An 18,868-nucleotide genomic window follows, 5' to 3' on the forward strand; every position below is an offset into this window, starting at 1 on the left:
GACCTGCAGGGCCCTCCCCGCACGTTGCAGGATGCGCTGGAGCGCCTGGCCCAGCGGGAGCAGGAACTGCAGGCCCTGCGCGCCGCGCAGCAGGAATGGCTGCATGCGGTGTCGCACGACCTGCGCGCGCCGCTGCGCCATGTGCTGTCCTTCGGCCCCCTGGTCGATGAGCTGCTGTCGCAGGCCGCGCCTTCGCCGCAGGAGCTGCAGGAGGCGCGCGGCTTCCTGCAGACCATGGACCAGTCGGCGCGCCGCATGGGCGGCATGCTCGACGGCCTGCTGGCCCTGTCGCGCGCCGCGCGCACGCCCATGCAGTGGCAGCCCGTCGCCTTGCAGGAGCTGCTGGAGCAGGCGCGCACGGCGGTGCTGGCGCAGCCGCGCTGGGCGGCCTGCGGCGCGGCTGCGCGGCTGCAATGGAGCCTGCCGCAGCAAAGTCCCGCCGTGCGTGCCGACGCGGCCCTGCTGCGCCAGGTGCTGGAGGCGCTGCTGGACAACGCCGTCAAGTTCACCCGGCCCGTGGACCAGCCGCGCATTGCCATCGATGTGGAACGCCATGCCGACGGCGGCATCACGCTCAGCGTGACGGACAACGGCGTGGGGTTCGATCCCTCGCGTGCGGGAGCGCTGTTCGGCATCTTCCAGCGCATGCACCGCGAATCCGAGTTCCCCGGCCTGGGCACGGGCCTGGCCCTGGTGCGCGGCGTCATGCGCCGCCACGGCGGCGAGGCCACCATCCGCGCCACGCCCGCGGGCGGCTGCTGCGTTTGCCTGAACTGGCCCGGCGGCGAAGTGCGGCGCGCCGATCGCGGGCTCTGAGACCGCCTGCCGCTGGCGCCTGCCCTCAGATCAGCGTGTCGTCCGGCTCGGGCTGGTGCGTGGGGTGGGAGTCCCTGGTGTCCGGGCCCGTGTCGGAGCCTGTATCGGGGTCTGTGTCCGAGCCTGTTCCCGCTCGGGCAGGCGCGCTGCCGGCCATCAGCGGCGCGGCGGGAATCACCTGGTCGCGCCCGGCATCCTTGGCGCTGTAGAGCGCGCTGTCGGCCGCATTGATCCAGTCCTTGACCGACAGAAAGCTCGGGTCCGCCGCCGCCACGCCAATGCTGGCGCTCACGCGCAGCTGGGGATGCTCGCGCACGCGCAGCTGGCTCAACTGGTTGCGTATGCGCAGCGCCACCGCATAGGCGTCGTCCAGCTGGGTGTGCATGCACAGCACGGCGAACTCGTCACCGCCATAGCGGCCCGCCGCGTCGTGCGAGCGCAGGCAGTGCCGGATGGTCAGGCCTATGGCCTGCAGCACCTCGTCGCCCACGGTGTGGCCAAAGCTGTCGTTGATGCGCTTGAAGTGGTCTATGTCCACGATCAGCAGGCAGGCCGAGGCCTGCGTCTGCCGGTAGTCGCGCAGCGCGGCGCGGGCCTTTTGCCACCAGTAGTCCCGGCTGTACAGCGTGGTCAGCGGGTCGATGCGGCTGAGCACCTGCAGCTTCACGTTCTGGCGCGCCAGCTTGCGCACCAGCTGGCGCGTAGACCAGCTGGAGAACACGCTGTGCAGCAGGAGCAGGGGCAGCATGCTCAGCTGCACGGCCAGGCTGGCCTCCCAGTCGGGCACGGGCCGCAGCAGCAGGGCCACCAGCGCGGCGGCCAGCAAGGTGGCCACCAGCGATTGCAGCCAGCCGTCGCGAGTGGCCGTGTGGTTGCGGTCGGCAATGCTGATGGCCAGCAGCGCAATGCTGGGCAATGCGCAGAAATGCATCACGGGAATCCAGCTGCCGATGATCAGCGCGTCTATCTGCAGATTGGCGTGTTCGGCGCGGTGGCTGTCACGGCTGTGGCGGGCGTGCAAAAAGGCGATGTGCGGCCAGACCAGGGCGCTCACCAGCACAAAGCCCCAGACCGCCGGGCTGGCGCCCATCTCGGTCATGGCCGTGCCCACGACGAGGCCGCCCAATGCCATGCTGGAGACGCGCAAGGGGTAGGTTCGGCGATGGATGCGCTGGCGCAAGGACATGGCGGTGCGAGCCGAGTGCGCGCCGATTGCCTAGCGCGTCAGAAAGTGTTGTTGCATCAATTTGTATCATTGTCCCCGTGCGTGCGCAACGCCTTAAAGTTTAACGTTGCCCAAAGTTGGCGTTCGGGACACATTGCAGGCCTGTTGTCCTACGCGGGCCCGATGCAGCGTAGCTTCCTGATGAGCACAAATACTCACAAAATCAAGGCTCCTGGCCTCATTCGGCGGCCGTTCCGGGATTTGTGGACGGCAGCGGCATGGCGGTGGAAAACTTGGCGCGCTTGACGCTGAAAAAACTCTTGACATTGCGCACGTTGGCGTCGCCCGTGAATAGCGCGCGGCTCAACTCCAGGTAGGCCGGCATGTCGGGCGCGGCCACCACGAGGATGAAATCAGGCCCGGCCGACACGCGCCAGCACTGCTGCACGGCGTCCAGTGCCACGGCGCGGCGCTCGAAGCTGTCCAGCGAATCACTGTCCTGGCGGTCCAGCGAGACTTCCACGATGGCCTGCAGCCCGTGGCCCAGGGCGGCGGCCAGGCGTTCCGGCTGGAGGATGGCCACCTGCCGCTCGATCAGCCCGGTCTCCTGCAACCGCCGCACGCGGCGCAGGCAGGTGGGCGGCGACAGCTGCAGCAGCGCGGCCAGGGCCTGGTTGCTGCGGCTGGCATCGACCTGCAGCAATTGCAGCAAACGCAGATCGGTGGCGTCCAGTTCTATGGAATTTTGTGTCATTGAATTCTATGAATTGAAATAATATTTCTTGTGCTGGTTTTGATGAAATATTAGTTCAATAGATAAAGAAATTTGGCGAGAAATTTCTTTTCAACCTGCGTAGCATCCGTCGTCATCTCGAAACAAGGAGCTTGTCCATGTGTGGCATCGTCGCAGCGGTTTCCTTCCGCGATATCGTCCCCGTTCTCGTCCAGGGCCTGCAGCGCCTGGAGTATCGCGGCTATGACTCCTGCGGCGTGGCCGTGCAGGCGCTGGACGCCCAGGGCGTGCACAGCCAGGGCCTGCAGCGCGCCCGTTCCACGGCGCGCGTGGCCGAACTCATGGCCCAGGTGCAGCAGGACAAGGTCATCGGCCACACCGGCATTGCCCATACCCGCTGGGCCACGCATGGCGAGCCGGCCGTGCGCAACGCCCATCCGCATTTCAGCCACGGCCCCGGCGTCTCGCCCGTGGCCGATGCCGACCAGCCGGCCCGCGTGGCCCTGGTGCACAACGGCATCATCGAAAACTACGAAGCCCTGCGCGCCGAGCTGCAGTCCAAGGGCTATGTCTTCGCCAGCCAGACCGATACCGAGGTCATCGCCCACCTGGTGGACAGCCTCTACGGCGGTGATCTGTTCGAGGCCGTGCAGGCCGCCACGCAGCGGCTGCATGGTGCCTTCGCCATCGCCGTCATGCACAAGGACGAGCCGCAGCGCGTGGTCGGCTCGCGCGCCGGCTCGCCGCTGATCCTGGGCGTGGGCCAGGACGGCGCCGAACACTTCCTGGCCAGCGACGCCATGGCCCTGGCCGGCGTGACCGACCAGATCGTCTACCTGGAAGAGGGCGACATCGTGGACCTGCAGCCCGGCCGCTACTGGCTGGTGGGCAAGGGCGGCGAGCGCCTGGCGCCCGAGCAGCGCCCCGTGCGCACCGTGCACGCCCACAGCGGCGCGGCCGAGCTGGGCCCCTACCGCCACTACATGCAAAAGGAAATCTTCGAGCAGCCGCGCGCCATTGCCGACACGCTGGAAGGCGTGCAGGCCATCGTGCCCGAGCTGTTCGACGGCGCGGGCTCGGACGGCAAGGCAGGCACCTCGGCCTGGCGCGTGTTCAAGGAAATCGACCGCGTGCTCATCCTGGCCTGCGGCACCAGCTACTACAGCGGCTGCACGGCCAAGTACTGGATCGAAGCGCTGGCCGGCCTGCCCTGCAGCGTGGAAGTGGCCAGCGAGTACCGCTACCGCACCAGCGTTCCCCATCCCAAGACCCTGGTCGTCACCATCAGCCAGTCGGGCGAGACCGCCGACACCCTGGCGGCGCTGCGCCACGCGCAGAGCCTGGGCATGAAGCACACGCTGACCGTCTGCAACGTGGCCACCAGCGCCATGGTGCGCGAATGCGAGCTGGCCTACATCACGCGCGCCGGCGTGGAGATCGGCGTGGCCTCCACCAAGGCCTTCACCACCCAGCTGGCGGGCCTGTTCCTGCTGACCCTGGCCCTGGCCCAGTCGCAAGGGCGCCTGAGCGAGGAAAAGGAGCAGCAGTACCTGGCCGCCATGCGCCACCTGCCCGTGGCCCTGCAATCGGTGCTGGCGCTGGAGCCCCAGGTCATCAGCTGGTCCGAGGACTTCGCCAAGCGGGAGAACGCGCTCTTCCTGGGCCGTGGCATCCACTACCCGATTGCGCTGGAAGGCGCGCTCAAGCTCAAGGAAATCAGCTACATCCACGCCGAGGCCTATCCGGCGGGCGAGCTCAAGCACGGCCCGCTGGCCCTGGTGGACAGCGCCATGCCCGTGGTCACGGTGGCGCCCAACGACGAGCTGCTGGAAAAGCTCAAGAGCAACATGCAGGAAGTGCGCGCGCGCGGCGGCGTGCTCTACGTGCTGGCCGATGCCAAGACCAACATCGAAAGCAGCGAAGGCATGCACGTCATCCGCATGCCCGAGAACTACGGCGCCCTGAGCCCCATCCTGCACGTGGTCCCGCTGCAGCTGCTGGCCTACCACACGGCCTGCGCACGCGGCACCGACGTGGACAAGCCGCGCAATCTGGCCAAGAGCGTGACGGTGGAGTGAGGCAGAGGGCCGGGGGCAGCAGGTATTCTGGGTAATTAAAGTCGTAAACACGCAAATAAAGTTGTAAACGAGCCTCCAGCATTCATGCATGTTTACGCCATGGTCACTTGTAACGATAAAGTCGTAAACCAAAATTCGACGGTTAAAGGAGACCTAGATATGCGAGATGACAGCAGCCCGGTATGGGCTGACTGCTATACGAAAAAGAGCGCACTATTGAGCGCTCTTTTTTTTTGTTTGGGGGGAGGTTCATGTGGTCCGAGCAGACTCACATGCAGCAATGATCGCAACAAGCTGATTATTGAAATTCACCAGCAGCTGCTTCGCGAACACCGAGTCTAGGGGCTTTGCAGACTGTGACCCTGCCGCTCGTTAGCCCAAGGAAAGCAACGTCACCTTGTATCCGTACTCTTGGCACAAGGTCTGCTCGTAAATGCTCTCGGGCAGGTCTTCGCCTTGTCTTTCCTTTACCCACGACGATGCAATCAGCTCGTGCCATTCCTCAGGGTCAGAGCCCGATTGTTTACTGGGGCTCTTATAGGGAAGCTTGTCACCCTTGCGAAGGGCGATCTGCTCGGCGAAGTAATCGCTCTTGGCCCAGTATCGAACGACGTTATCCTTAGAAAACACGACCGCGCAAGCGTACTCACTGAGTTCGATAAGCCGACGAGCGGCCGCCTCGAAGCTGACATCGAACTGGTTCGAGAGTTTTTGTATGTGGCCAAGTTCTGGGTCGCCATTGGCTTGAAGTCGGGCCTTCACTAGCGACTTGGGCATCAGCAGTTCGGCAGAAAACTGGTTGGCCTGAACTTCCCAGTCCTTTCGAGTGCGATTCGAGATATCTTCTGCTGTGCACTCGAAAGTGGTCTGGCGATGCCATGGTAGAAGGAAGTGCCCAAATTCGTGCCCGATGGTGAACCTTTGACGAGATCTTGGGACAGTCCCGTTGTAGAAGATCACACCTTCTGTCTTCTCGGCATTCGCTATGAGCATGCCTTCGAAGCCCTGACTCGAGAGCGCCTCGATCTTCGAAATACCTGCCAGTTTGGCTAGCTCTACAACGGGGATCGGAAGCGGCAGTTGAGGGTTCTGCTTGAGGATTTCATCGACGAGTTGTTCGGGCCGAACGAGGTCGGCCAACTCCATCAGGTCAAGTCTTAGCATCTCTCGGAGCCTTCTTGTTTTTGAAGATCTCCAAAGTTTGCAGCAAAACGGCCTGCTCCGCCTCCGATAAAGACTTGAAGTCGCGGAAAAATTGCTGCGCAGTGACGTCGGCCAACGTGTCCTCGGTCGTACCGGCCAAGTATTCCAGCGTGACCTTGAATTGCTCAGCCAGCTTCTTCAACAGTTCCATCGACGGATTGCTGGTCTCGCCCCGCTCTAGGGCCCATATATGGGTCTTTGAGACTCCAACTGCATCTGCTAGGTGTTGAAGTGACCATCCATGTTTTAGGCGGAGTTCTTTGATGCGCGCGCCTAATGACATGAGATGTCCTCCTGGAGTGTGCTGCTGATAAGCCCAATATTATATCAATATAACGCTGCGTATCAACCTACTTTACAAGTGGCTGTGTTCTATCTATATTACTCATCGTTCACAAGACTGGAGCTAACCGATGTACCGACTAGCACGATTCGAGGCTTGCCTTGGAGGCCGCACGTGGCAGCGTCTGACGCAGGCTTGGCGGTCGGACCCCATTCGTGGCCTTCAGCTGGAGGTGCGCCGTGGCTGATATCGAGGTTCCGACGTTTCACATCCTGGCGCTCTCAGGGGGCGGTTACCGAGGGCTGTACACCGCCACGGTTCTTGCCGAACTGGAGAAGGTTCTGGGCCGGCCCATCGCAAGCCATTTCGACCTCATCTGCGGCACCTCGGCCGGCGGCTTACTTGCTCTGGGGCTGGCAGCCGAAGTCCCGGCTGAGGAGTTGAAGGCCATCTTCGAGACCCATGGCGACAGGATTTTTGGTTGCCGGTCGCTATGGCGCCGCCTGACAGGATTCTGGTGGAAGGCCAAGCATTCTTCGCACGGCCTGCGGTCCGTGCTGGGCGAGCGCTTTGGTGAGCTAACTATTGGCGATCTTAAGCACCGCGTGCTCGTCCCCGCCGTTAATTACTCGACAGGCCGCGGGCAATTCTTCAAGACGCCGCATCATCCCACCTTCGAACTCGACCACCTCATGAAACTGACCGACGTGGCGGTCGCCACCGCAGCTGCGCCGGTGTACTTCCCGCTCTCACGCAACGAGCGTGGCGTCTTCGCTGATGGCGGCTTGGTCGGCAACGCCCCTGGGTTTTTCGGTCTGCACGAGGTCAGCACCTTCTTGGCCAAGGGCATTCCGAAAGTACGTGTGCGTGTCCTCGCCATCGGAACGATGACCATCGGCGCGACCGTTCGCGGAGATGCCGATCTAGACCGTGGTTTTGCGCGGTGGAGGGGAAGCCTCTTTGACCTAGTCATCTCGGCCCAGGAGTCGTCGGTGGATTACATGCTGAAACAATCCCTCGGCGACGACTACTTCCCCATCGACGACAAAGCCACGCCGGACCAAAGCCAGGACGTGAAGGCTCTTGACCGGGTCTCAATTGCTTCGACCAACACGCTCCGCGATCGGGGCATGCACGCCGCGCAAAGGGCGCTTGGCGATCCGAAATTCCAACCGTTTCGAGCGCATTGGGCCGCCGCTCCGACGTTCTTTCACGGCCCTAACAAGAACTCTACGACCCCTTCGGAGCCGCAACATGCTTAACCTTACCGCTCTCTTTCACACGACCGACCCGAACGAGCCGAACCTGTTGGATTCGCTCGACTTGACCCCCAGCGTCAGGACCTACCTGGCCCAAGCCAAGATCGACGTCCGCAACTGTCTGCGCGACGGCATCCCGAAGATGCTGCAAGCGGCCGGCTTCGCCGAGAAGGCGCCGACGCCGCGCTTCTTCACCCAGGGATCGTGGGCATACAAGACTCTGAACGCCCCGGCACAGCATCCCCAGCAGGCTGACGTCGATGACGGCTGCTACTTGCCGCTGGGTTTCGTCAAGCAAACGAAGCGCCCGAGTGCTGCAACGGCCATCTTTTTCAATGCGGCCGAGGCCTGTTTGGAGGTGCTGTGTCGCGAAAAAGGCTGGACCCTCATCACGGACAAACCTACCTGCGTACGGATCGAAGTGACGAAAGCGGCGCATATCGACGTTCCGCTGTACGCGATCCCTGACGATGAATTCCTGACCCTGACTAAGGCAGCGATGGAGGCGTATCACACGCTGGATTCAGCTGAAGCAATTCGCAGGGCGGAGCGCGACTCCTGGTCAAAGCTGCCCAGCGATGTCGTGCTGCTGGCCCATCGAGAAGAAGGCTGGTGGGAATCGGACCCGCGTCCGGTCAAGGACTGGTTCGAGGCCCAGGTGCTGGCCCGTGGCGATCAGTTGCGCCGCGTCATCCGCTACTTGAAGGCTTTCCGCGATTGGAAGTGGACCAGCGGCGGTCCTGCGTCGATCCTGCTTATGGCTGCCGCCGTCCCGCTGTTCGAGCGCCGGCATGGCCGCGATGACCTTGCTCTTCTCGATGTACTGGCGGGCCTTCCAGCCGCGCTGCGTGCAGGCGTGGTTAATCCGGTCAATGGGAACGAATCGCTGACCAAGCGTCTCGGCAAGGACAAGGTCGAGGAAGCTGCACGCGAACTCCAGCGCTTTGAGGGCGTGTTGCGCGCGTCACTCCATGCGTCAAGTGAAAGCCAGGTCTGCATCTGGATGCGGCAGGAATTCGGCCAGCGATTCCCGAATCGCCCGGATCGAGTCAAGGTGGCATCCGTCGCAGCTACGGTCGCGGCTGCGCCGGCGACGGTAGGGGCGAGCGAGCTGGTGGGACGTTCAAAGGCTGGTTGATGCCCACTGACGAACTGATCGCCGATGTTACTGACGGTCTTCGCGGGCGCGGCTTTGATTTCAAAACTCGCTCGTGTGATGGCTGGTTCCTCTACCACGGTACGCTGTATGGTGCGAGCAGGAGCTTTGCGTGCGAGCTTCAGGTGGATCCGAACTTCAGCGAGTATCCCCGGGTCCGCCTGCTTGAGCGTCCGTCTGGCCTGCCGCTTGTTGTGCCCCACATGGGTGTGGACTGCGAGATCTGCTACATCGCTCGGGGCACCGTAGTTCTCGACGTCTTCGATCCCGTTGGCCAAACCCTTGCCTGTCTGGATCGAGCCACGGAGGTCTTCCAGGACATCATTGCGGGCGAGTTCCGCAACGACTTGGAGGACGAGTTCTATGCCTATTGGGCGGGCATTTTCTGTCTCGTCGACTTACGTGATGCCCGCCTCGGGCAACAAATACTGAAGGCGGTCAAGAACGGTTCCGACATCTACCCGGTGGTGACCGACGACTTGCTGCGGACACAGGCGAAGTTGAAGCAGCTTGGCTGGACCACGGTTGATTACCCCGCGGTGACGTTTCGAGTCAAGACTACGGCGAAGCCCAGGCCACACAACATGCGCTGGCCAATCGAGAACGTGCAACAACTGCTTGAGTGGCAAGGACTCCTCGACAAGCAGTGCCGAAGGAAGCTCCTGGAGCGCATTCAGCAGGCCCGCTCAACTGCTGCGTTGGCGGCGGTCCTCATCATCGAGTCGCCGCTCATGACCTACGGAGCCTGGGTCAATTTACAGACGAACTCGGCCCCACAGCGCGGAGCTTGGAAGAAGAAGTTTCCGCCCTTGTTTTCGCTTCCTGTTGTTCCACTGGAAGTGATCCGCCTGGACGACAAATACATGGCCGGGAGGAATCAGCCAGGGCGCAAGTCCTTGTCCGGAAAGCGGCTGGTCCTGGTCGGCTGTGGAACCATTGGCGGTTATCTCGCCGACCTACTCGTGAAGGCCGGTGCCGGCACTGGCGATGGGAGCCTTGAGTTGGTCGATTTTGACGGATTGAAGCCGCAGAATCTGGGGCGCCATCGGCTTGGGTTCTCGGGGCTTTTTAACAACAAAGCTGTCGCACTGAAGCGGGAGCTGGAGGCTTTGGCACCAGGTGCGAACATCGCGGCCACCCCTCGAGACGTGCGTGAGATTGAGCTCGGCGCTTTCGACCTGCTCATCGACGCTACGGGCGAGGAGTCGTTGGGGCATTTGCTGGCACGTAAGCATCAGCATGCTGCGCTTCTGACGGTATGGATCGAAGGGCCAGGCGTTGCTGTTCGCGGCGTGATGAGGGCCAACGAAAGGGGCGGCTGCTTTCGCTGCCTTTGCGATGCCAATCGGGTTGGGCTTTTACAGAGTGTGGAGGGCGAGATGCCAAAGCTGTTGGCGGGGCAGGGGTGCGAAGGGCTGTATGTTCCATTTCCGGCGACGGTATCTCTGCAGGCGGCGGCGCTCGGTGCCGAAATGGTCAGTTCCTGGGCAAACAACGACGACGCGCCGACCTTGCGTACGCGGATCCTCGATAGCCAGTTCCAGAGCGCAACGCCGGACTGCACCCTTATGAAGCAAGACGGATGCCCTGCATGCAATTCGTAACCGGATGGTCGACGCCTGACAGACGAAGCCTTGTGAACTTCGACAACAAGGTCCTAGGCGTGTTTCGCGAGCACATCCAGCGCCTGGATATTGACGCCGAGGCTGGCGGACTGCTTCTCGGCGAGGTCAGGGGCACGCATCTGAACCTTATCCGCGCAACGTTTCCGACCGTCGACGACTTGAGGTCGCGCTACTCGTTCGAGCGACTTCCGCAAGGACACGCGGAAGTCGCTCAGAAAATGTGGAGCGATAGCCGAGGAACAGTTCGGTATTTGGGCGAGTGGCACACGCATCCTCAAGACTTCCCTACACCGTCTGGGATCGACCGGTCAGAGTGGAAAAGGTTGGCCTCTGGGCGGAAGGACAAGCGCCCTTTTCTTGCCGTCATAGTTGGCAGGGCAGGCTTGCATGTGGAACTAGTGCCGTTGACGGGCAGCGGCATTGTCCTAAGTCCATGCGATTGAGGCCTGGCGTTGGTTGGGTTCTCCTCGATGAAGCACGTGGCGTTTGAACACAGTGATCCTGTTCCACGCCTGCAGCCCGGTGGTCCTAAACTTCGGGCGGATAAGCCTGTGAAACGATGCTGATTGTGCAGGCGAGGGTTGAGCCTGATTAAGGCAAAGTTCGCGGAAGTTCGAATTGTGAACGACTCATTGCCTTTTATTGTTTGGTATGCAATGTCTGGCGCTGGGGTCCAAATTCCTACCAAAAATTGCAATTCCAGACATAATTGCTTACGTCCGTGGGACAAAGCGGCCGGTTTGCGCCGGTGTTGGGCGGTCATGTGTGTTCGTTCGCGCGTGTATAGGCAAGAACGGCATGCATAAGGCTTCAAGTAAGTCGGCCGGTAGAATTCAATTCGAAGAAGATTCCGTCGTAGATGAGTTGCATCAACAAGCCCAAACGGGCTTTGCTGGCCTACTGTGCGCTGGCAGACCGCATTCAGGGGGCTAATACAGGCATGTTCGGAGCGCTCGCTCCGTTCTTTGCTCCCGTGTGCCGAGAATTTGCCGGACAGATGTTCGACGCCCAGGCGTTCTCCAACGAGGTCGCTAAGCTTTACGGCCTGAGGATTCCACGCTTGGCCGTTCTAGGCCTTGCCGAGCAACTGGAAGCTCAGGGCTTGCTGGTATCCGCAGTCGGAAAAGCTAGTGGTGGTACCGTCTTTCAATATGCCTCGAATGTCACAACGGAGGAGCTTGAGGCTCCGGGAGTGAGTGAGCAAGAAATTGACTCAGTCCTCCAGCAGTTCGTCGATTCGTGCAGGGATGACCCACTGCTCGCGAATGAAACCGAGCAGCGACTTCAGGAGGAGTTCCTAGACCGTCTTCTCAACGCCGAGTCCATGCGCTTGCTGGCCCGTCGAGAAACGGCCATCGGCGCGAAGGCAATGACGAAGACGCTGACGCTCAAGCGTGCCGAATCCACCCCTCAGGAACAGCGCGAGTTGCATCTAGATTTCCACGTCGCACAGTTCCTCCTGGACCTGCGTGATGGACAGACGGCGCTGTTCGACCGGGTCTCCGACATCGCCTTTGCTAGCATGGCGGCGGAAGCCTTGGCTTGCTTCAGTGAGCCGGCTGCAGACCAAAAAAGTCTGAATGACCTAGAGGTTTACTTGGACTCGCCGTTGCTACTGGACATGCTCGGAGTCAACGTGGAATACGCCGCGTATGGCGCTGAGCTCCTCGACATGGTCACGTCGAGCGGGGCTCACCCTGTAGTGTTTGATGACTGCATCGTCGAGGCGGAGTCGGTGGTTTCCGGCCGACTCGCGTCGCTTCGTTCAGGCAATGCGAGGACAAGCGCATTTGCCTCATCCGCCAAGCCGCATGTCCTGTCGGCGCTTAAGGACAATGTGGGAAGCCGAGCGGCGAGTGTCGGCATTCCTGTGAAGAAAGACCCCCAGCTTGATATAGTGCGTCGGTCTCGCAACACGGTGGGCGACATTGAGGCAGACCTCAACAGGCGCATGTCGAACTGGCCGAACGAGGACGCCAGAGACCACGACAAACGCTCTGTTTGGTCCATGATTCGGATTCGAGATGCAAATACTCTCTGCGAGCGAATCTGCGACAGCAAGGCCATCTTCATCACACGCAATACGGCTCTTGCGCACATGGCCAATGGTGCGTGGAAAACATGGTTGACCAATGCGGCGAGGCAGAGCGATAGCAATGCAGCCCGTTGGGCACCTATCGCGCTATCCGACAAGCAGCTGGCCGGCTATCTTTGGTTGCGCAGTGGCGAAGGCAATGGCCATATGTCGCGGGCCCGCTTGCTAGCTCATTGCTCTGCAGCGATTCGTCCACGAAAGGACGTGAGGTCGCGTGCCATCAATCTCGTGCTGGAGTTGCATGGAAGCACCGACGCGGATCACGTCGCTGCTCTACTAGAAAACCGGGAGGGCGAACGAGCGCTCATGCGCGCCACTCGTGCCGACCCTGAAGACGTGACGGCCGAACGTCTGCCATACATCATCGAGCAGGTCAGACTTGCTGCGGGCGAGTTCGCTGCTGCCAAGGCGCGCGAGGAAGGGGACCAGAGGCTAGCTGCGCAGAAAGCCGAGAGCGACAAGAGCTTTGTGGAGCTCAAGCTGCAGCACGAGGAACGACTTGAAAGCGTTGCGGCTCAACACGCACAGGCCCGCGAGGCAAGCGAGCAAGATGTCAAGGCGCTCAAGGCTGATCTGGCGCAGCGGCATCAGGACGTGCTCCTGCTCGACAGCCAAATCGACAAACTAAGCCAGCAGGTCCAGGCGCGCGAACGCAATGATGTTGAGCAAGATCGAGATGCACTGCGTGCTGCGTTTAAACAGGGCATTGGAGTTTTCAGACGCCTTCGCTACTTGCTGGTGGTGCTCTTTGCTAGTCTTGTCACTTTTGGCACAGACGCGGTGGCAGATTGGCCTCAGATGGGCAACGTTCTAACATTCATGGTGGCCGCTTTCGGCTTCTGGTTCGTGCCGAATTTTCTGGAACGGCCAGTGCGCTGGGCGGCGATACGAGAAGTTCACCGCCGTATTCGGCGCGACCATCCGCGCCTTCCCATCCCTGCCACTGAACCGGACTTCGAAGCTGGCACATGGGATGCGCTCGAAGCCCTACAGCTGAAACTGGACGGCTTTGCTCCCGCAGCCCCCGCAAGGACGCTTGAGCCCTTGCCATTTGTCCAATGAAGTTGGGACCGAGTGGGCTGCTGCCGGTTTCGATGACACCTTGTTAAGGTGGATGGACTGCCCCTGGTCGGTAGACAAGCCCCGCCTATCCTTTGAGCATAGGGGGAATGTCATGAGCACCCAGAGGCTTACTCCGGAATTCAAGGAAGAGGCAGTCAAGCAAGTCGTCGAATACGGCTACTCCGTCCCAGGTGTAGCTGCCCGCCTGGGAGTCTCGGCCCATAGCCTGTACAAGTGTCGCCCATAACCTCGAGCCGAGCATGAGCCGCCGGGGCAACTGCTGGGTCAATGCCTTCGCCGAGTCATTCTTCAGTAGCCTGAAAAAGGAGCGCATTCAAAAGCGCATCTACAAGACCCGGGATTTAGCGCGCTCCGATGGTCTGGAAATCAAGTGCGCTTCGGATCAGACCGTGACGGCCACCTTCGCCAAGGACTACTGCGACCGTGAGGTGATGGCTTGGCGCGCGTGGAAGGGCAAGGGGCTGCCAGGCGCGCCGGTGCGCGAGATGCTCATCGAGGCCGTTGAGCGCCGCTTCGGCTCGGTCGAAGCGGTCCCAAAGGGCCAGGAGTTGGAGTTCCTCAGTGACAACGTTGGTGCCTACATCGCTTCCGAAACGAGGGCACTGGCACGCGCGCTGGGCCTGAAGCCCATCAGCACGCCCGTCTGCAGCCCGCAGAGCAAGCGGCATGGCCGAGAGCTTCGTCAACAGCTTCAAGCGCGACTATGTGGCGCGCATGGACCTGCGTGACGCGCAGACGGTACTGGCGCAGCTGCCAGCGGCCTTCGAGCACTTCAACGAGGTGCATCCGCATTCTTCGCTGAAAATGCGGTCGCCTCGGGAGTTCAGGCGGCAACAGGCTGCGGGGGCTGAGCAGGAGCTTTATTGCGAATAGGGCGGGGTCGGGACTACGGGGGCAAGATCACCTACATGAGCTTCACGTTGTTGCGAGGAACAGTCAGCGCCGAGTAAGGCCGATAATTGTCGGTATTACACATGGCGGCGATCGCCCACCGACCAAGGTACGACTATGAATTTGACCGAACTACTGGCCACGAAAGCTGCTCTGGATGCAGAAATAGCCAAGGCAAAAAAAACTGAAGCCACTGCGGCACTGCGTCGCGTACAAGAGCTTGTTACCGAGTTTGGCCTTACCTCTCAACAAGTCTTCCCGTTGCTTCCCGCACAGGGCAAAAAACACGGCGTAGCCAAATACAAGGATCCAGCAACAGGCGCCACATGGACAGGACGTGGCAAGCCTCCTGCGTGGATAGTCGGCCAAGATCGCAACGACTTTCTAATCGTTCAACCCGCCCGACACGATGGACCGTTCCTTGCAGAAATGGCTGCAGCGGCAGCCCGCAGCAGAGGCTAAGGGCGGCCCAGGCGCTCTCGTAGGACGCCTCAGGCAAGTTCCAACTCTTGCTGCAGGTTTGTCGACTTTGTCGGTTGGCCGTGAAGGGCTTGGCTCATCACGTGCAGCAAAGGCCCATCGTTTGCGACATTGGTGAAGAACTGCGGTGGATGAAAGCCTCCCGACACACTGCGCAGCTTGCTCAGTGGGATGGGGGACGTGAGCTGAGTAGGCTCACTTAGGCCCAATGCAAAGGCTTTCGGAAGCCCCGAAAAGTACTCGAAAAATTCCTGGCGCTTGAGGCCCGATACGGTGCCAAACCGCCTCCACAATGTGCTGAGGGCAAGCGTGTGCAGGCCTGTGACTGTTGCGCAGCCGACGATGTTGCCGACAGGCATCTTTACGTATATCCAGACCGTTGATCCGATTGCGACGTGCATAGGCCGACGACGAAGCTCAACGGTTTTGGTGCCCTGAAGAATCCTGTTCGCGTGCCGCTCTTCAAGAGAGATCAAGAAGTTGTGCGGGGCGTTCATACGGAAACCCGCCTTCGTCGCAATTGACGATATCGCTGGCGGTGCCTGATCCGCAGAATGAGACCTCCGTTGGATGACCCTAGTCGGGCCACCGCGTGCAGTCAAAAATTCACCATGCTATTGACCCAAGACCAGGAAATGATCCGCGACGCTGTGCGCAATTTCGCACAGACTGCACTGTGGCCCCATGCTGCGCGCTGGGACCGAGACCACCACTTTCCCCATGAGGCGCACCAGGGCCTGGCGGCGCTGGGCGCTTATGGCATATGTGTGCCCGAAGAGTTTGGTGGGGCTCATCTCGATTACATGAGTCTGGCACTTGTGCTCGAAGAGATTGCTGCGGGCGACGGCGGCACCAGTACCGCCATCAGTGTGACGAACTGCCCTGTCAATGCCATTCTCTTGGGCTACGGCAGCGCAGCACAAAAGAAGCAGTGGCTCACGCCGCTGGCGCAGGGTCGGATGCTGGGAGCTTTCTGCCTGACAGAGCCACAGGCAGGCTCCGACGCCTCCTCGCTGCGCACCACTGCCGTGCGTGAGGGCGATGTGTATGTGCTCAATGGCGTGAAGCAGTTCATCACCAGTGGCAAGAACGGCCAGGTGGCAATCGTCATCGCCGTGACCGATAGGGGGGCCGGCAAGAAGGGGATGAGTGCGTTTGTCGTTCCCACGAGCAACCTGGGATACCTGGTTGCCGCCGTCGAGGACAAGCTGGGCCAGCATAGCAGCGACACGGCGCAGATCCAGTTCGACAATTGCCGAATCCCTGCCGAGAACCTAATTGGCGCGGAAGGTGAGGGCTACAAGATAGCGCTCGGTGCGCTGGAGGGCGGACGCATCGGCATTGCCGCGCAAAGCGTCGGCATGGCGCGCAGCGCGCTCGAGTTCGCTCTGGACTACGCCAAGCAGCGCGAGAGCTTCGGCACATCCATCTTCCACCATCAGGCCGTCGGCTTCCGCCTAGCTGAGTGCGCCACCCAGCTGGAGGCCGCGCGCCAGCTGATCTGGCACGCGGCCAGCCTGCGCGACGCCGGCCGGCCCTGCCTCAAGGAGGCCGCGATGGCCAAGCTGTTTGCCAGCGAGATGGCCGAACGCGTGTGCAGCGCCGCCATCCAGACGCTGGGTGGCTATGGCGTGGTCAGCGACTTTCCCCTGGAGCGCATCTACCGCGACGTACGCGTCTGCCAGATCTACGAGGGCACGAGCGACATCCAGAAAATCATTATTCAGCGCGCTCTTGCCTAGCGCTTGGCAGCCCGCAATGTCGTCACTTCCGACGATGGTGGGAGGAACGCAGTCTTTTTAGACTGGAACAGTCGGGCGCGATGCCCAGAGGAGAAACTGTGTTCCAAGGTCAATGCGTGCAGCTGGCAGCGCTGCAGGATGAGGGCGTCTACGAGGTTTGCTTCGACCGCCAGGGTGAGTCCATCAACAAGTTCGACGCGCGCACGATCGACGAGCTCGGTCAGGTCGTTGCGCTGCTGAAAAGCCTGCCGGACCTGCGTGGCGTGCTGGCCACCAGCGCCAAGGAGGTCTTCATCGTCGGCGCCGACATCACTGAGTTCGGAGAGAAGTTCAGGAAGCCGGCGGCGGAGATCACTGCTGACGTGCTGCGCAGCAACGAGGTATTCATCGGCTTCGAGGACCTGCCGGTGCCAAGCGTCGTGGCCATCAATGGCTTTGCCCTGGGTGGCGGGCTCGAGTTCGTGCTGGCGAACGCTCTGCGCGTGATGTCCGAAACGGCCCAAGTCGGTGTGCCCGAAGTCAAGCTGGGACTGTTTCCGGGCTTTGGCGGCACGGTGCGCCTGGTGCGTGTGGCTGGTCCGGGCGCGGCCTGCGAGTGGGTTGCCAGCGGCAAGCCCGCAGGTGCGGCTGCAGCCCTGCATGCGGGGGTTGTGGACGAAGTCACTCCCGCTGCAACCCTGCGCGAGCACGCGCTGCAGTGCCTGCGCCGCGCCATTGCGGGTGAGATCGACTGGCAGGGGCGTCAGCAGCGCAAGCGCGAGCCGCTCGCGTCCCCTGCTGCGCAACTGGAACAGGAGTTTGCCGATGCCCGCGCCCGTGCGCAGAAAGCCGCTGCAGCGCACCAGCCGGCGGCGCTGGCTGCCGTCGACATGATGCGCCGCGGCGCCAGCCTCGAGCGCGAGGCTGCGCTGCGCTTGGAAGCCGAGGTGTTTGGCGAGATCGCCAAGACCCAGGCGGCGCGCGCAATGGTCCAGACCTTCCTGAACGAGCAGGCGATCAAGAAGATCGCGCGCCAGGCGGGCAAGAGCGGCCGACCGGTGCAGCGCGCAGCTGTTATAGGTGCGGGCATCATGGGCGGTGGAATTGCGTTTACCAGCGCGCTCAAGGGCGTGCCGGTGCAACTGCATGACATCCGCGCCGAGGCGCTAGAACTGGGCATGGCCGAGGCGCAAAAGCAATTGGACCGGCAGCTCAAGTCGGGACGCATCAGCGCCGAGAAATCGGCACAGGTGCGCGCTGCCATCGCGCCGCAATTGGGTAGTGGCGGCTATGTAGGCGTGGATTTCGCAATCGAGGCGGTGGTCGAGAACCTGGAGGTCAAGCGCCGGCTGCTAGCCGAGCTCGAAGGCCATCTGGCGCAGGGCGCAATCATTGCCTCCAACACGTCGAGCCTGCGCATCGACGACATGGCTTCGGCGCTGCGCGCACCCGATCGGCTGGTCGGCATGCATTTCTTCAATCCGGTGCCGGTGATGCCGCTGGTGGAGGTGGTGCGTGGCAGTCAGAGCAGCGACGCCGCCGTGGCCACCGCGGTCGCCTATGCGACCGCCATGGGCAAGACCGCGATCGTGGTGCGCGACTGCCCGGGGTTTCTCGTCAACCGCGTGCTCACTGCGTACATGAATGCGTTTCTCGGCTTGATTGCCGAAGGAGCGGATTTCGTTGCCATCGACCAGGCCATGGAAGGCTTTGGCTGGCCCATGGGGCCGGCCTATCTAGAGGACGTGGTCGGTATTGACACCGGCAGCCATGTGAACCAGGTGATTTCCGCCGGCTATCCGGAGCGCATGCCGCAGCTGGAAGACGATGCGCTGCGGCTGATGGCCCGGCAGGGACGTTTTGGCCAGAAGTCGGGCCTGGGCTTCTACCAGTACCAGTCCAGCAGCAGCGGCAAGCCAGTGCGCTCCCCGGCTGCTGACAGCCATGATCTGCTGCAGCAGGCGCTGCAGCCCCAGGGCCGGCGCGAATTCACCCCGCAGGAGATTGTCGACCGGATGATGTTGCCGATGGTGCTGGAAGCCGCCAACGCGCTCCTCGACGGTGTGGTCGGAACTGCGGCCGAGGTCGATCTGGCAATGCAGCTGGGCCTGGGCTTTCCCGCTTATGCCGGTGGCCCGTTGCAATACGCCGACTGGCTGGGCCTGGACGAGCTGCTGCGACGCTGCGACCGCCTGCAGTCCCACGGTCCAGCCTATACGCCAAGACAGCAACTGCGTGACCGAGCCGCTAGCGGCGCCCGTTTTTATTGAACAGCGAGAA

Annotated in this window: 16 protein-coding genes and 1 pseudogene; 12 read left to right on the top strand and 5 right to left on the bottom strand. The window is 61.8% G+C overall.

Translation table 11 applies throughout. The features are described 5' to 3' along the window. Positions 1 to 816, top strand: an 816-nt coding sequence (locus IAE24_RS18875; RefSeq protein WP_233630779.1) for a sensor histidine kinase, incomplete at its 5' end; no start/stop codon positions are given. A gap of 25 nt (positions 817 to 841) precedes the next feature. Here IAE24_RS18875 and IAE24_RS18880 read toward each other — a convergent pair. Continuing rightward, the gene (locus IAE24_RS18880) at positions 842 to 2,002 is read right to left on the bottom strand and encodes a sensor domain-containing diguanylate cyclase (RefSeq protein WP_099752746.1); all 1,161 of its coding nucleotides are present in this window, start codon (positions 2,000 to 2,002) and stop codon (positions 842 to 844) included. A gap of 217 nt (positions 2,003 to 2,219) precedes the next feature. Continuing rightward, positions 2,220 to 2,735 carry an Lrp/AsnC family transcriptional regulator gene (locus IAE24_RS18885; RefSeq protein ID WP_012207697.1) on the bottom strand — a complete coding sequence of 172 codons (516 nt, stop codon included), beginning with the start codon at positions 2,733 to 2,735 and terminating at the stop codon, positions 2,220 to 2,222. A gap of 137 nt (positions 2,736 to 2,872) precedes the next feature. Here IAE24_RS18885 and glmS point away from each other — a divergent pair, with 137 nt between their 5' ends. Further along, positions 2,873 to 4,792, top strand: coding sequence for a glutamine--fructose-6-phosphate transaminase (isomerizing) (gene glmS / locus IAE24_RS18890; RefSeq protein WP_199960228.1), 1,920 nt, complete (start codon positions 2,873 to 2,875; stop codon positions 4,790 to 4,792). A 372-nt stretch (positions 4,793 to 5,164) separates the two neighbouring features. Here glmS and IAE24_RS18895 read toward each other — a convergent pair whose 3' ends face one another. After that, a complete protein-coding gene (locus IAE24_RS18895; protein WP_233630780.1) occupies positions 5,165 to 5,956 on the bottom strand; it encodes an ImmA/IrrE family metallo-endopeptidase in 792 nt (263 codons plus the stop codon). Further along, positions 5,943 to 6,278, bottom strand: a complete 336-nt coding sequence (locus IAE24_RS18900; RefSeq protein ID WP_199960230.1) for a helix-turn-helix domain-containing protein — start codon at positions 6,276 to 6,278, stop codon at positions 5,943 to 5,945. Before IAE24_RS18900 ends, IAE24_RS18895 begins: the two co-directional genes overlap by 14 nt. A gap of 239 nt (positions 6,279 to 6,517) precedes the next feature. On the opposite strand from IAE24_RS18900, the gene IAE24_RS18905 reads away from it, so the two are divergent. From IAE24_RS18905 to IAE24_RS18945, 8 genes and pseudogenes are all read left to right on the top strand, one after another. Further along, positions 6,518 to 7,540 carry a CBASS cGAMP-activated phospholipase gene (locus tag IAE24_RS18905; RefSeq protein ID WP_325100550.1) on the top strand — a complete coding sequence of 341 codons (1,023 nt, stop codon included), beginning with the start codon at positions 6,518 to 6,520 and terminating at the stop codon, positions 7,538 to 7,540. Next, the gene (locus IAE24_RS18910) at positions 7,533 to 8,675 is read left to right on the top strand and encodes a CBASS cGAMP synthase (protein WP_199960231.1); all 1,143 of its coding nucleotides are present in this window, start codon (positions 7,533 to 7,535) and stop codon (positions 8,673 to 8,675) included. Before IAE24_RS18905 ends, IAE24_RS18910 begins: the two co-directional genes overlap by 8 nt. After that, the gene (locus IAE24_RS18915; RefSeq protein ID WP_199960232.1) at positions 8,675 to 10,297 is read left to right on the top strand and encodes a ThiF family adenylyltransferase; all 1,623 of its coding nucleotides are present in this window, start codon (positions 8,675 to 8,677) and stop codon (positions 10,295 to 10,297) included. Before IAE24_RS18910 ends, IAE24_RS18915 begins: the two co-directional genes overlap by 1 nt. Beyond that, a complete protein-coding gene (locus IAE24_RS18920; protein WP_199960233.1) occupies positions 10,285 to 10,761 on the top strand; it encodes a Mov34/MPN/PAD-1 family protein in 477 nt (158 codons plus the stop codon). The genes IAE24_RS18915 and IAE24_RS18920 overlap by 13 nt, the downstream gene beginning before the upstream one ends. Positions 10,762 to 11,177: 416 nt before the next feature. Next, positions 11,178 to 13,475: a hypothetical protein gene (locus IAE24_RS18925; protein ID WP_199960234.1), complete on the top strand. Its 2,298-nt coding sequence runs from the start codon at positions 11,178 to 11,180 to the stop codon at positions 13,473 to 13,475. Between the two features lie 112 nt (positions 13,476 to 13,587). Next, on the top strand, positions 13,588 to 13,722 hold the full coding sequence (locus tag IAE24_RS18930) for a transposase (protein WP_442778728.1): 135 nt from the start codon (positions 13,588 to 13,590) through the stop codon (positions 13,720 to 13,722). Next, positions 13,715 to 14,369 (top strand): annotated as a pseudogene (locus IAE24_RS18940) (integrase core domain-containing protein); the annotation flags it as partial. The gene IAE24_RS18930 and the pseudogene IAE24_RS18940, both read left to right, overlap by 8 nt. Before the next feature lie 135 nt (positions 14,370 to 14,504). Further along, entirely contained in the window at positions 14,505 to 14,849 is a 345-nt protein-coding gene (locus IAE24_RS18945) for an H-NS histone family protein (RefSeq protein ID WP_199960235.1), read from the top strand. 29 nt (positions 14,850 to 14,878) lie between these two features. Here IAE24_RS18945 and IAE24_RS18950 read toward each other — a convergent pair whose 3' ends face one another. Then, the gene (locus IAE24_RS18950; RefSeq protein ID WP_199960236.1) at positions 14,879 to 15,364 is read right to left on the bottom strand and encodes an ASCH domain-containing protein; all 486 of its coding nucleotides are present in this window, start codon (positions 15,362 to 15,364) and stop codon (positions 14,879 to 14,881) included. Between the two features lie 114 nt (positions 15,365 to 15,478). Between IAE24_RS18950 and IAE24_RS18955 the strand changes: the two genes are divergently transcribed. Both IAE24_RS18955 and fadB read left to right on the top strand, forming a co-directional pair. Continuing rightward, entirely contained in the window at positions 15,479 to 16,609 is a 1,131-nt protein-coding gene (locus tag IAE24_RS18955) for an acyl-CoA dehydrogenase family protein (RefSeq protein ID WP_199960237.1), read from the top strand. A gap of 98 nt (positions 16,610 to 16,707) precedes the next feature. Then, positions 16,708 to 18,858 (top strand): fatty acid oxidation complex subunit alpha FadB, encoded by a 2,151-nt coding sequence (gene fadB, locus IAE24_RS18960; RefSeq protein WP_199960238.1) that lies wholly within the window; start codon positions 16,708 to 16,710, stop codon positions 18,856 to 18,858. The last annotated feature ends 10 nt before the right edge of the window (positions 18,859 to 18,868 follow it).

The organism is Delftia sp. S65 (assembly GCF_016516495.1).
Lineage (GTDB): Bacteria > Pseudomonadota > Gammaproteobacteria > Burkholderiales > Burkholderiaceae_C > Comamonas > Comamonas acidovorans.